Origin of the sequence: Streptomyces nogalater, from assembly GCF_039532885.1 — a bacterium.
Classification (GTDB): Bacteria; Actinomycetota; Actinomycetes; order Streptomycetales; family Streptomycetaceae; genus Streptomyces; species Streptomyces nogalater.
The window spans coordinates 358,851-371,078 of the sequence record NZ_BAAASM010000037.1; the positions used below are offsets into that span (position 1 = coordinate 358,851).

The 12,228-nt window shown below is 73.3% G+C and carries 14 protein-coding genes and 1 tRNA gene; 12 read left to right on the forward strand and 3 right to left on the reverse strand.

Going from position 1 to position 12,228, the window contains the following annotated elements; genetic code table 11:
- Positions 1–39: 39 nt before the first annotated feature.
- Positions 40–660, reverse strand: coding sequence for a 5-formyltetrahydrofolate cyclo-ligase (locus ABD350_RS26715; RefSeq protein WP_344350943.1), 621 nt, complete (start codon positions 658–660; stop codon positions 40–42).
- A gap of 96 nt (positions 661–756) precedes the next feature.
- Between ABD350_RS26715 and galU the strand changes: the two genes are divergently transcribed.
- The 7 genes from galU (at position 757) to ABD350_RS26750 (ending at position 6,273) form a co-directional block, all read left to right on the forward strand.
- On the forward strand, positions 757–1,668 hold the full coding sequence (gene galU, locus ABD350_RS26720; protein ID WP_344350945.1) for a UTP--glucose-1-phosphate uridylyltransferase GalU: 912 nt from the start codon (positions 757–759) through the stop codon (positions 1,666–1,668).
- Positions 1,665–2,987 carry a molybdotransferase-like divisome protein Glp gene (gene glp, locus ABD350_RS26725; RefSeq protein ID WP_344350947.1) on the forward strand — a complete coding sequence of 441 codons (1,323 nt, stop codon included), beginning with the start codon at positions 1,665–1,667 and terminating at the stop codon, positions 2,985–2,987. The genes galU and glp overlap by 4 nt, the downstream gene beginning before the upstream one ends.
- A gap of 124 nt (positions 2,988–3,111) precedes the next feature.
- Positions 3,112–3,591 carry a cyclic pyranopterin monophosphate synthase MoaC gene (gene moaC, locus ABD350_RS26730; protein ID WP_344350948.1) on the forward strand — a complete coding sequence of 160 codons (480 nt, stop codon included), beginning with the start codon at positions 3,112–3,114 and terminating at the stop codon, positions 3,589–3,591.
- Positions 3,588–4,088, forward strand: a complete 501-nt coding sequence (locus tag ABD350_RS26735; protein ID WP_344350949.1) for a MogA/MoaB family molybdenum cofactor biosynthesis protein — start codon at positions 3,588–3,590, stop codon at positions 4,086–4,088. Before moaC ends, ABD350_RS26735 begins: the two co-directional genes overlap by 4 nt.
- Before the next feature lie 20 nt (positions 4,089–4,108).
- Positions 4,109–4,723: a GNAT family N-acetyltransferase gene (locus ABD350_RS26740; RefSeq protein ID WP_344350950.1), complete on the forward strand. Its 615-nt coding sequence runs from the start codon at positions 4,109–4,111 to the stop codon at positions 4,721–4,723.
- Positions 4,724–4,851: 128 nt separating this feature from the next.
- A complete protein-coding gene (gene sepX / locus ABD350_RS26745; RefSeq protein WP_344350952.1) occupies positions 4,852–6,117 on the forward strand; it encodes a divisome protein SepX/GlpR in 1,266 nt (421 codons plus the stop codon).
- An 82-nt stretch (positions 6,118–6,199) separates the two neighbouring features.
- Positions 6,200–6,273: transfer RNA gene (locus ABD350_RS26750), tRNA-Ala, on the forward strand.
- Between the two features lie 112 nt (positions 6,274–6,385).
- Here ABD350_RS26750 and ABD350_RS26755 read toward each other — a convergent pair.
- Complete coding sequence (locus ABD350_RS26755) at positions 6,386–6,862, reverse strand: GNAT family N-acetyltransferase (RefSeq protein WP_344350954.1); 477 nt, start codon at positions 6,860–6,862, stop codon at positions 6,386–6,388.
- A 79-nt stretch (positions 6,863–6,941) separates the two neighbouring features.
- Here ABD350_RS26755 and ABD350_RS26760 point away from each other — a divergent pair, with 79 nt between their 5' ends.
- On the forward strand, positions 6,942–7,745 hold the full coding sequence (locus ABD350_RS26760) for an exodeoxyribonuclease III (protein ID WP_344350955.1): 804 nt from the start codon (positions 6,942–6,944) through the stop codon (positions 7,743–7,745).
- Between the two features lie 18 nt (positions 7,746–7,763).
- Here the strand turns inward: ABD350_RS26760 and ABD350_RS26765 are convergent, their stop codons facing one another.
- Positions 7,764–8,384, reverse strand: coding sequence for a MerR family transcriptional regulator (locus ABD350_RS26765; protein ID WP_344350972.1), 621 nt, complete (start codon positions 8,382–8,384; stop codon positions 7,764–7,766).
- 178 nt (positions 8,385–8,562) lie between these two features.
- On the opposite strand from ABD350_RS26765, the gene ABD350_RS26770 reads away from it, so the two are divergent.
- The 4 genes from ABD350_RS26770 (at position 8,563) to ABD350_RS26785 (ending at position 12,170) form a co-directional block, all read left to right on the forward strand.
- Entirely contained in the window at positions 8,563–10,071 is a 1,509-nt protein-coding gene (locus ABD350_RS26770; RefSeq protein ID WP_344350956.1) for a flavin-containing monooxygenase, read from the forward strand.
- Positions 10,068–11,003, forward strand: coding sequence for an alpha/beta fold hydrolase (locus ABD350_RS26775; protein WP_344350957.1), 936 nt, complete (start codon positions 10,068–10,070; stop codon positions 11,001–11,003). Before ABD350_RS26770 ends, ABD350_RS26775 begins: the two co-directional genes overlap by 4 nt.
- On the forward strand, positions 11,000–11,884 hold the full coding sequence (locus ABD350_RS26780) for an SDR family oxidoreductase (RefSeq protein ID WP_344350958.1): 885 nt from the start codon (positions 11,000–11,002) through the stop codon (positions 11,882–11,884). The genes ABD350_RS26775 and ABD350_RS26780 overlap by 4 nt, the downstream gene beginning before the upstream one ends.
- Positions 11,885–11,972: 88 nt before the next feature.
- Entirely contained in the window at positions 11,973–12,170 is a 198-nt protein-coding gene (locus ABD350_RS26785) for a hypothetical protein (protein WP_344350959.1), read from the forward strand.
- Positions 12,171–12,228: the final 58 nt, after the last annotated feature.

The following is a 12,228-nucleotide window of genomic DNA, read 5'->3' on the forward strand; positions in this document are numbered from 1 at the left end:
GCGGGTCCCTCCGGGGCGGGGGAGCGGGAAGCGGCGCGGTCAGGGGAGCGGGAAGCGGCGTACGCCCGACGGCGTCACCACGGCGTGCACCGGTCTGTCGTGCGCCTCGGCCGGAACGCGCGCGACGACCTCCGTGTCGTAGAGCAGCACCACGAGCCGGGGGCGCGCGCCCGCCCGCTCCAGCCGGGCCAGCACCCGGTCGTAGGAGCCTCCGCCGCGTCCCAGGCGCATCCCGCGCGCGTCCACCGCGAGGCCGGGCAGCAGGACGACGTCCGCGGCCGTCACGGCGTCCGGACCGAGACGCGCGCCGGAGGGTTCGAAAAGCGCCATCTTCCCGCTGTGCCGGATTTGTTCGAGAGAGTCCGGGCCGGTGTACTCGCCCCAGTCCAGGTCGTTGTCGGGCAGCAGCGCGGGGAGCAGCACGCGCACCCCTCGCGCGCGCAGCGCCTCCAGCAACGGGAGGGTGGCCGGTTCGCCGCCCACCGAGACGTACGCCGCCACCGTCCGCCCCGCGGCCAGCTCGGGCAGCTCCAGGGCGCGTCGTGCCAGCTCGCGGCCCGCCTCGCCGATGTCGGCCGCCGTCAGCCTGTTCCTTACGCCCAGGAACTCCCGCCGCAACACCCGCTTGTCACGATCGCCCGTAGGTCCGTCGTGTTCCACTGGCCGTCTCCGCACCTTCTCGTCATGCAGCTCATATGAGGGGCAAGCCGCCGGAGCCACAGTTTCCGCACAAAGGCACCGGATATTGTGGCGGGCATGACTCAGTCCCACCCCAGGATCAGCAAGGCTGTCATTCCCGCAGCCGGCCTCGGTACCCGGTTCCTGCCGGCCACCAAGGCCACTCCCAAGGAGATGCTGCCCGTCGTCGACAAGCCGGCGATCCAGTACGTGGTCGAGGAGGCCGTGTCGGCGGGGCTCGACGACGTCCTCATGATCACCGGACGCAACAAGCGCCCGCTGGAGGACCACTTCGACCGCAATTACGAGCTGGAATCCGCGCTGGAGAAGAAGGGCGACGCCGAGCGGCTCGCGAAGGTGCAGGAGTCCAGCGACCTGGCCACCATGCACTACGTCCGCCAGGGCGACCCCAGGGGACTCGGTCACGCCGTGCTGTGCGCCGCCCCGCACGTCGGGCACGAACCCTTCGCCGTCCTCCTCGGCGACGACCTGATCGATCCCCGCGACCCGCTGCTGCGGCGCATGATCGAGGTCCAGGAGCAGCACGGCGGCAGCGTCGTCGCCCTCATGGAGGTCGCCCCCGAGCAGATCCACCTCTACGGCTGCGCCGCCGTGGAGGCCACCGCCGAAGGCGACGTGGTGAAGGTCACGGGACTGGTCGAGAAGCCGGATCCGGCGGACGCCCCGTCCAGCTACGCGATCATCGGCCGCTATGTGCTCGACCCGGGCATCTTCGGCATCCTGCGCGAGACCGAGCCGGGCCGCGGCGGCGAGATCCAGCTCACCGACGCCCTCCAGCAGCTCGCCCAGGACGAGAAGGCCGGCGGCCCCGTGCACGGCGTCGTCTTCAAGGGCCGCCGCTACGACACCGGCGACCGCGGCGACTACCTGCGTGCCATCGTCAGACTCGCGTGCGAACGTGAGGACCTGGGCCCGGACTTCCGGACCTGGCTCCGCAGTTACGTAGCCGAGGAGATGCAGCAGTCTTGAGCAGCGCCGCGACACCTCCCGCCGGCCCGGACGACCTGTGGTCGGTGGACGAGCACCTGGACGACATCCTCGCCACCGTCCGCCCCCTGGAGCCCATCGAGCTGCAACTGCTCGACGCCCAGGGCTGCGTCCTGGTGGAGAACGTCACGGTGCCGGTCTCCCTGCCGCCGTTCGACAACAGCTCCATGGACGGGTACGCGGTGCGGGTCGCGGACGTCGCCGGCGCGAGCGAGGAGTTCCCGGCCGCCCTGGAGGTCGTCGGGGACATCGCGGCCGGCGCCGCCGATCCGGTGCGGGTCGGCCCCGGGCAGGCCGCGCGCATCATGACCGGCGCCCCGCTGCCGCCCGGCGCCGAGGCCGTCGTCCCCGTCGAGTGGACCGACGGCGGGCTCGGCGAGGGCCCGGCGAGCGGCATGCGGGCGCGCAGCCTGTCCCCCGAGGGCGCCGAGGGCCAGGTGCACGTGTACCGGCCCGTGGAGGCACGCGCGCACGTGCGGGCCGAGGGCAGCGACGTACGGGCCGGCGAGCTCGCCCTGGAGGCCGGAACGGTCCTCGGCGCGCCGCAGATCGCCCTGCTGGCCGCGATCGGCCGGGGCACGGTCCGGGTGCGCCCGCGCCCGCGCGTGGTCGTGCTGTCCACCGGCAGCGAACTCGTCCAGCCCGGCGAGGAACTGGCCCCCGGGCAGATCTACGACTCCAACAGCTTCGCCCTCACCGCCGCCGCGCGGGACGCGGGCGCCATCGCCTACCGGGTGGGCGCCGTCGCCGACGACGCCGAGACGCTGCGCACCACCATCGAGGACCAGCTCATCCGGGCCGACCTGATGGTGACCACCGGCGGGGTCAGCGTGGGCGCCTACGACGTCGTCAAGGAGGCGCTGTCGTCCGTCGGCGACGAGGACGAGGCGGGCGGCGGCGTGGAGTTCCGCAGGCTCGCCATGCAGCCCGGCAAGCCGCAGGGCTTCGGCACCATCGGCCCCGACCACACCCCGCTGCTGGCCCTGCCCGGCAACCCGGTGTCGTCGTACGTCTCCTTCGAGCTGTTCGTCCGCCCCGCCATCCGCGCCCTGATGGGCCTGACCGGACTCCACCGGCCCCGCACCCGGGCCACGCTGAAGGCGCAGGAGGCGCTGCGCTCGCCCCGGGGCCGCCGCCAGTTCCTGCGCGGCCGGTACGCCGACGGTGCGGTGACCCCCGTGGGCGGCGCCGGTTCCCACCTGATCGCGGCGCTGGCCAAGGCCGACGCGCTGATCGTCGTCCCCGAGGACGTGGAGTCCGTGGAGCCCGGCGGCGAGGTGGAGGTCGTGCTGCTCGGCTGAGGCACGCCCGTGTGCCCGTCCACAGGACGATCCTGGTCCGCTTCCGGGCCCGGCTTGGCGGTACCGTTGCGCGCACAGCAGGCCCGCGCTCCGCACCGCGGGCCCGGACCGGGAGCGCCACAGCATGAGTACGCAGGAACGGCTGACGCACATCGACGAGGCGGGCGCGGCCCGCATGGTCGACGTATCCGGGAAGGACGTGACCGCGCGCACCGCCCGCGCCAGTGGCCGGGTCCTGGTCTCACCGCGCGTGGTCGAGCTGCTGCGCGGCGAGGGGATGCCCAAGGGCGACGCCCTGGCCACCGCGCGCATCGCCGGGATCATGGGGGCCAAGCGGACCCCTGAGCTGATCCCGCTGTGCCACCCGTTGTCGGTGTCCGGTGTGACACTGGACCTGTCGGTCGCGGACGACGCCGTGGAGATCCGGGCCACCGTGAAGACCACGGACCGCACGGGCGTCGAGATGGAGGCGCTCACCGCGGTGTCGGTCGCCGCGCTCACCGTGGTCGACATGGTCAAGGCGGTCGACAAGGGGGCGGTCATCACGGACGTACGGGTGGAGGAGAAGACGGGCGGCAAGTCGGGCGACTGGAGCCGGGCATGAGCTACCGCGCCCTGGTGATCACCGCTTCGAACCGGGCCGCCGCGGGCGTCTATCCGGACAAGGGCGGCCCGCTGGTCGCCGACGGCCTCAGGGCCCTCGGCCTCGACGTGGCGGGGCCCCGGGTCGTCCCGGACGGCGCCCCCGTGGAGGAGGCCCTGCGCGCGGCCGTGACGGCCGGGTACGACGTCGTGGTCACCACCGGCGGCACCGGCATCTCGCCCACCGACCGCACCCCGGAGGCCACCCGCGCGGTGATCGACCGGGAGGTGCCGGGCATCGCCGAGGCCATCCGCGCCCACGGGCGGGAGAAGGTGCCGGCCGCCGCGCTGTCCCGGGGTCTGGCGGGCGTGGCCGGCCGGACGCTGATCGTGAACCTGCCCGGGTCGACCGGCGGGGTGCGCGACGGCCTGGCCGTGCTGGAGCCGCTGCTGGTGCACGCCGTCGACCAGATCCGCGGCGGCGACCATCCGGGACCCGGCAGTGGGGGTGCCAGCTGAACAGCCCTTCCTGGCCCGTCGTGCTGGCGGACGGCGAGGTCGTCCTCCGGCCGATAAAGCTGCGCGACCAGCGGGCCTGGCGCGAGGTGAACCGGCGCAACCGCGACTGGCTGCGCCCCTGGGAGGCCACCATCCCGCCGCCTGCGCCGAGCGGGCCGGTCGCGCACCGGCCGACCTACCGCCAGATGGTCCGGCACCTGCGTTCCGAGGCCGGCGCGGGCCGGATGCTGCCGTTCGTCATCGAGTACCAGGGGCGGCTGGCCGGGCAGTTGACGGTCGCCGGGATCACCTGGGGCTCGATGTGCTCGGGGCACATCGGGTACTGGGTGGACGAGGCGGTGGCCGGGCGCGGGGTGGTGCCGACGGCGGTCGCGCTCGCGGTGGACCACTGCTTCCGCACCGTCGGCCTGCACCGCATCGAGGTCTGCATTCGCCCCGAGAACCGGCCGAGCCGGCGCGTGGTGGAGAAACTCGGATTCCGCGAGGAGGGGCTGCGGCCGCGCTATCTGCACATCGACGGCGCCTGGCGCGACCATCTGGTCTTCGCGCTCACCGCGGAGGAGGTGCCCGACGGGCTGCTCAGACGGTGGCACCGGGCACGCGCGCAGCGGGCCCAGCGCACCGAGAGCCAATGAATTGAAAATATGTTCGATTATTGAAAATCGCATCGGTCGCAAAAAATGCTGGAAATATCAGCCAGATCGTGCGACACACCGGCCCAATTGGCGGATGGCCCCACACAAATCCCTCTACCGTGTGAGGCGTGAGCAGCAGCGGCCTCATCTACGCAGTCATTGTCGGGGCCTGGGCCGCCTACTTGGTGCCGATGTGGCTCCGTAGGCAGGACGAGCTGAACGAGGCCCGTCCGACGGAACGCTTCAGCACCGCCATCCGGCTGCTTTCCGGACGGGCGGGCATGGAGCGCCGGTACGCCAGGGACCTGCGGGCGCGCTCCGCCCAGGAGGGGGAGCCGGACGCCGTCGACCCGGACGCCGTCACCGACTCGGTGGACGTCCGGGCCTTCGCCGTGCCTCCGACCCGCCGTCAGAACGGCCCGGACGCCGAGCCCCTGGACGCCGAGCCCGTGGACGCAGATCCCCTGGTGGCCGGCCCGGAGGCACCCGCGGGTGCCGAGCCGGCCCGTGACCAGCCCCCCGTGCCGACGCCCGACCCCGCCTCCGTGCCCGCCCCCCAGCGTGAACCGGTGGCACGGCGCGCGCCCTCGGCGCAGACGGCCGCAGCGCGCGCCCAGCGCTCGAAGGTGCTCGCGCGCCGCCGGCGCACCACGGTGATGCTCTTCCTCGCCTTCACCCTCGGCACGGTCATCGCCGCCGTCGGCGGGCTCGCCTTCCTGTGGGCGCCCGGTGTCCCGGCCGTGCTGCTCAGCGCCTACATCGCCTATCTGCGGGCGCAGGAACGGCGCCGCTTCGCCTACCAGATGGACCGCCGCCGCGCCGAGGCCGCCGCCCAGCGACTGCGGGAACGCCGGCCGCGCGCGCACCCGTCCCCGGAGGAGGACGCGGGCGCGGACGAGGCGGAGGCGGGCCAGGACCCCGGCGCGGACGACGCGGAGCTGTCCGCGCTCGCCGCCGACCGGCGGGCACTCGTGGAGCAGACCGACCACGCCGAGTGGGTCGACCAGCAGCGCGAGCGGCAGCGGCGGCCCGGACACGGCGAGAGCTGGGACCCGGTGCCGGTGCCCCTGCCGACGTACGTCACCGCGCCCGTCGCCCCGCGCGCCACCCGTGACGTGGACCTCGGGGCGCCCGACACCTGGAGCTCGGCGCGGTCCAGCGCGGTCGTGCCGGAGCAGGAGGCGGGCCGTACGCCGCGGGACGGGACGGGCGGGCGCCCGGAGCCGGCCGCGGCGGACCGGCCGACGGACGGCCGCGGGGACGCCCGCCCGCAGCCGCGGACCCGCTCGCGCGGCGGCGGCCCCGCCGCGGCCCGCCGGGCACGGGAGCGCGGCCGTACACCCCTGTTCGACCAGTACGAGGACGGCGACCGGCCCCGCGCCGCCAACGAGTGACCCCGGTCACCCCCTCCCTGACCAGTCAGGGAACGGATTTCCAAGCACCCGGATCGGGATGCTAGAGTTTCACTCGTTGCAAGGGCCTGTGGCGCAGTCCGGTAGCGCACCTCGTTCGCATCGAGGGGGCCAGGGGTTCAAATCCCCTCAGGTCCACTGCACGATGAGATCCCGTCGGTCATCACGACCGACGGGATCTTCGTCGTTTCCGGGGTCCCCAGGGGCCCGGGGGTGCCGGGCGGCACCCCCGGTGTCCGGGGTCCGTGGCTCACAGGAGCTTGGCGTAGCAGAGGCTCTCCTCGTAGTGGCGGTAGTAGCCGAACTTGGCGCACGGCTCGTAGCCGCTGGAGGTGTACAGGGCGATGGCCTCCGGCTGCTTGGTGCCCGTCTCCAGGACCATCCGGACCCGGCCGGCCGCGCGGGCGTCCTCCTCCAGGGCCGCGAGGACGCGGCGGGCCAGGCCCCGCCCGCGCATCTGCTCGATCACGAACATGCGCTTCAGCTCGGCGTCGCCGTCCTCGTTGCCCTCGTCGTTGCGGTCCTGGCCGCGCCAGCCGCCGGTCGCCACCGGGCGGCCCAGCTCGTCGTACGCGATCAGGAACACGCCCCGGGGCGGGTCGAAGTCCTCGGGCGCCAGGACCGTGGCGTCGCCCCCGTCGCCGTAGCGCAGGTGGTACTCGGCCTGGACCTCGTCGTTGAGCTTGACGGCGTCGGGGTGATCGAAGCGGACGCGACGTATGTTCATGCTGGGCATCGTCTTCTGTGCGGTCGGCGGGTGGTCCCGGGTTTTCGGACCCAGACCAGTGTGCCGGTATCGTGCCGGGGTGCTGACTGTGACCACCGTGAACGTGAACGGGCTGCGGGCCGCCGCCAGGAAGGGCTTCGTGGAGTGGCTCGCCGGGACGGACGCGGACGTCGTCTGCCTCCAGGAGGTGCGCGCCGAGCCGCACCAGCTGCCCGAGGAGGTGCGGCAGCCCGACGGCTGGCACGTCGTGCACGCCCCGGCCGCCGCCAAGGGCCGGGCGGGCGTCTCCCTCTACACCCGGCGCGAGCCCGACCGGATCCGGGTCGGCTTCGGCTCCGCCGAGTTCGACGGCAGCGGCCGGTATGTGGAGGCCGAGCTGCCCGGCCTCACCGTCGCCTCCCTGTATCTGCCCTCCGGCGAGGTCGGCACCGAACGGCAGGACGAGAAGGTCCGCTTCATGGCCGAGTTCCTCGTCCACCTCCAGGAACTGCGCAAGCGCGCCGCCGCCGACGGCCGTGAGGTGCTGGTGTGCGGTGACTGGAACATCGCCCACCGCGAGGCGGACCTGAAGAACTGGCGCGGCAACACGAAGAACTCCGGCTTCCTGTCCGAGGAACGGGACTGGCTCGGCCGGGTGTTCGCCGCCGGGGAGGGCGGGTACGTCGACGTGGTGCGCGCGCTGCACCCCGACACCGAGGGGCCCTACAGCTGGTGGTCGTACCGCGGGCGGGCCTTCGACAACGACTCCGGCTGGCGCATCGACTACCACGTGGCCACCCCCGGGCTCGCCGGCCGGGCGGTCAAGGGATTCGTGGAGCGGGCCGCCACGCACGCCGAACGCTGGTCGGACCACGCGCCCGTGACCGTCGTCTACGACCTCTAGGGCCGGCCCGGCCCGTTCTCAGTCCCTTTTGTTCAGCCGGCGGTCCAGGGCCAGGGAGAACTCCGCCTCCACCACGCTGCGGGCCAGCGGGCGCAGCCGCCGCAGGTCGTCCTCGGGGCCGTGGCGCGAGATCACGTCGGCGAACAGGCCGGCCAGCGCCTCGGCGTGCTCGCGGACGCGGGCGGCGGCGGCCAGCACCTCGGCGAGCGGGATGCCCTCGCGCACCAGCGCCGAGGAGACGTCCAGCAGCCGCCGGCTGATGTGCACGATCTCGTCGCCGTCGGTGCCGAGATAGCCCAGCTCCATCGCGGCGGCCAGGTTCTCGGGCGTGACCTCGCCCTCGAAGCGGGCGGCGAGTTCCTCGGGGGTGAGGCGGACCGGCTCCTCCTCGGTGGGCGGGCCCACGCCCAGCAGGTCGGCGACGTCGCGGCCCTGGTCCAGGGCCTCGGCGAGTTCCGCTATACCGCTGAGGGTGTGGCCGCGCTCCAGCAGGGCCGCGATGGTGCGCAGCCGGGCCAGGTGGTGGTCGTCGTACCAGGCGATACGGCCCTCGCGGCGGGGCGGCGGGAGCAGGCCCCGCTCCCGGTAGAAGCGCAGGGTGCGCACGGTGATGCCGGCCAGCCGGGCCAGTTCCTCCATGCGGTACTCGCGCGGGCCATCCCTGTGCTCTGCGTCCTCTGCCACGCCCGCAGCCTAAGGTGTACCGCCGGTAACTTTCCCTTCCCCGCCCCCTACCGCTCGGTACGGAGCTGCTCTACAGTCCCATTGCGCCAGTGTTCACTGGCACAGTTCCTAGGTGACGCGTGGAGGCTTCGGGATGGCCGAGCACGAGCATGTACGGGTGGCGGTGATCGGGTCCGGGTTCGGCGGGCTGGGGGCCGCCGTGCGGCTGCGCCGGGAGGGGGTCACCGACTTCGTGGTCCTGGAACGGGCCGGCAGCGTCGGCGGCACGTGGCGGGACAACAGTTACCCCGGGTGCGCCTGTGACGTGCCCTCGCACCTGTACTCCTTCTCCTTCGCGCCCAACCCCGACTGGCCGCGCACCTTCTCCGGGCAGCGGCACATCCGCGCCTACCTGGAGCACGTCACCGACCTGTTCGGGCTGCGCCCGCACATCCGGTTCGACTCCGAGGTCAAGCTGATGACCTGGGACGCCGACCACCTGTGGTGGACCATCGAGACCACCCGCGGCACGCTGCGCGCCGACGTCGTCGTCTCCGCCACCGGACCGCTGTCCGACCCGAAGATCCCCGAGATCCCGGGCCTGGACTCCTTCCCGGGGAAGGTGTTCCACTCCGCCCGCTGGGACCACGACTACGACCTGCGCGGCAAGCGGGTCGCCATGGTCGGCACCGGCGCCTCCGCGATCCAGATCGTGCCCGCCATCCAGCCGGAGGTCGGCCGGCTCACCCTCTTCCAGCGGACCCCGCCGTGGGTGATGCCCCGCGTGGACCGCGCCATCAGCGGCGCCGAACGCTGGCTGCACCGGCGGCTGCCCCTCACCGCGCAGGCCCGGCGCGGGCTGCTGTGGGGCATCCGGGAACTCCAGGTGCAGGCGTTCACCAAGCGCCCCGACGAACTCGGGCTCGTCGAACAGCTCGCCAAGCGGAACATGGCCCGCGCCATCAAGGACCCCGCCCTGCGCGCCAAGCTCACCCCCGACTACCGCATCGGCTGCAAGCGGATCCTGCTGTCCAGCGAGTACTACCCGGCGCTCGCCCGGCCCAACGTGGACGTCGTCGCCAGCGGGCTCGCCGAGATCCGCGGCTCCACGGTCGTGGCGGCCGACGGCACCGAGACCGAGGTCGACGCGATCATCTTCGGCACCGGCTTCCACGTCACGGACATGCCGATCGCCGAGCGGGTGGTCGGCGCGGACGGGACCACGCTCGCCGAGACCTGGAAGAACGGCATGCGGGCGCTGCGCGGCGCCTCGGCGGCCGGGTTCCCGAACTGGATGACGATCATCGGGCCCAACACCGGCCTGGGCAACTCCTCCATGATCCTCATGATCGAGTCCCAGCTGAACTACCTGGCCGACTACCTGCGCCAGCTCGACGTCCTCGGCGGCCGGACCGCCCTGGACGCCCGGCCCGCCGCCGTGGACGCCTGGAACGAGCGGGTCCAGGAGCGCATGAAGCGGACCGTGTGGAACACCGGCGGCTGCACCAGCTGGTATCTGGACCCGAGCGGCCGCAACACCACCATCTGGCCCGGCACGACCACCGAGTTCCGGCGCGCGACCCGGCGGGTGGACCTCGCGGAGTACGAGGTGATCCGCAAGCCCGCGCCGGTGGCCGGCCGCAGGAACGAGGCCCTCGCGTGAGCCGCCGCGCCCCGGCCGCCCCCGGCACCTGTGCCCCGCCGGTGGCCGGCCGCACCCTGACCACCGTCTCCGCCGACGGCGCCCGGCTGCACGTGGAGGTGCACGGCCCTAAGGACGCGCCCGCCGTCGTCCTCTCCCACGGCTGGACCTGCTCGACGGCGTTCTGGGCGGCGCAGATACGCGACCTGGCCGCCGGTCACCGGGTGATCACCTACGACCAGCGGGGACACGGGCGCAGTCCCGCGCACCCCGTGTGCTCCACCGAGGCGCTGGCGGACGACCTCGAAGCGGTGCTCGCGGCAACCCTCGCGCCCGGGGAGAAGGCGGTGATCGCCGGCCATTCCATGGGCGGCATGACGGTCATGGCCGCCGCCGGGCGTCCCGGCTTCCGGGAGCACGCCGCCGCCGTCCTGCTGTGCAGCACGGGCAGTTCGCGGCTGGTCGCCGAGTCGCGCGTGGTGCCGTTGCGGGCCGGCCGCGTGCGCACCTGGCTCACCGGACGCGTCCTCGGCTCGCGCGCCCCGCTCGGGCCGGTCACGCCGGTGGCGAAGAGCATCCTCAAGTACGCCACGATGGGCGCCGGTTGCGCCCCGGACCGGGTGGAGGCGTGCGCGCGGATCGTGCACGCCTGCCCGCGCGCGGTGCGCCACGCGTGGTCCGAGGTGCTGGCCACGCTCGATCTCGACCACGGCGTACGGCGGCTGACCGTGCCCACCGCGGTGCTGTGCGGCACGTCCGACCGGCTCACGCCACCGGTGCACGCCCGCGCGCTGGCCGCCGCGCTGCCGCACTGCCTCGGTCTCACCGAGCTGACCGGCGTCGGCCATATGACCCCCGTCGAGGCGCCGGAGACGGTGACCGGCCGCATCCGGGACCTCGTCGGCACGTATGTCACGGGGGCCGCCCCCGTACGGATCAAGGAGGGCGCATGAGCAGGGTGAGCCTCGAAGGACAGGTCGCGGTCGTCACGGGAGCGGCGCGCGGCGTCGGTGAGCTGCTGGCGCGCAAACTCTCCGCGCGCGGGGCGAGGGTGGCGCTGGTCGGGCTGGAGGAGGAGGCGCTCAAGGAGGTCTCCGGGCGGCTGCACCACGACAGCGCCTACTGGTACGCCGACGTCACCGACCACGAGACCATGAGCCGGGTCGCCCGGGAGGTGAAGGAGCGCTTCGGGAAGGTCGACATCGTGGTGGCCAACGCCGGTGTGGCGACCGGCGGTCCGTTCACGGACTCCGATCCGGTGGCCTGGCGGCGGGTGATCGAGGTGAACCTGATCGGTTCGGCGGTGACCGCGCGCGCCTTCCTGCCGGTGCTGGCGGAGAGCCGGGGCTATCTGCTGCAGATCGCCTCGCTGGCCGCGCTCACGCCCGCCCCGATGATGACGGCGTACTGCGCGTCCAAGGCGGGCGTGGAGGCGTACGCGCACAGTCTGCGCGCCGAGGTCGGCTACCAGGGCGTGCGGGTCGGCGTGGCCTATCTGTCGTGGACCGACACCGACATGGTGCGCGGCGCCGACCAGGACGACGTGATGCGCGAGCTGCGGCAGCGGCTGCCCTGGCCGTCCAACAAGACCTACCCGCTGGGTCCGGCGGTGGACCGGCTCGTCGCCGGGATCGAGCGGCGCTCGGCGCATGTGTACGGGCAGTGGTGGCTGCGCGGCATGCAGGGGGTGCGCGGTTATCTGCCGGCGCTCATCGGGACGGTCGGGCAGCGGGAGATGAAGCGGTTCGCGCCCCGGCTGCAGGGGATGGCCTCCGGGCTCGTCGGCGCAGGTGGGGCGGCCGACGAGGCGGCCCGCGCCACGCACCGTAACTGATCGACATGCGGGGCGTGTTGGCCCGTGTGAATCTGGTCGAGGCCCCAGCGAGGGGCTGTGAACCCACCCACTACGGGAGTGAACCCACATGGGTATGAAGGACCAGATGCAGGACAAGTCGCGCCAGGCCAAGGAGCAGGCCAAGGAGAAGGCGGGGCAGGCCCGCCAGAAGGCCGGTCAGCAGGGCCGCCAGGACCGGCCGCAGCGCGGCACCCAGAACCACCGTGACATCGAGGACACGGAGCAGCAGGTGCGGGACCGGTTCAACCAGGACTACGACGCCTAGGCCGTTTCTTTCAGATCATCGGATCGTTGGTCTGGGTGTGTCGTTGACTGACGCCCAG

Coding starts and splice junctions, on each gene's coding strand:
- ABD350_RS26735 (WP_344350949.1), top strand. CDS start 3,588: ATGAGCTACCGCGCCCTGGTGATCACCGCTTCGAACCGGGCCGCCGCG.
- galU (WP_344350945.1), top strand. CDS start 757: ATGACTCAGTCCCACCCCAGGATCAGCAAGGCTGTCATTCCCGCAGCC.
- ABD350_RS26780 (WP_344350958.1), top strand. CDS start 11,000: ATGAGCAGGGTGAGCCTCGAAGGACAGGTCGCGGTCGTCACGGGAGCG.
- moaC (WP_344350948.1), top strand. CDS start 3,112: ATGAGTACGCAGGAACGGCTGACGCACATCGACGAGGCGGGCGCGGCC.
- ABD350_RS26770 (WP_344350956.1), top strand. CDS start 8,563: ATGGCCGAGCACGAGCATGTACGGGTGGCGGTGATCGGGTCCGGGTTC.
- ABD350_RS26755 (WP_344350954.1), bottom strand. CDS start 6,862: ATGAACATACGTCGCGTCCGCTTCGATCACCCCGACGCCGTCAAGCTC.
- ABD350_RS26765 (WP_344350972.1), bottom strand. CDS start 8,384: ATGGAGGAACTGGCCCGGCTGGCCGGCATCACCGTGCGCACCCTGCGC.
- ABD350_RS26785 (WP_344350959.1), top strand. CDS start 11,973: ATGGGTATGAAGGACCAGATGCAGGACAAGTCGCGCCAGGCCAAGGAG.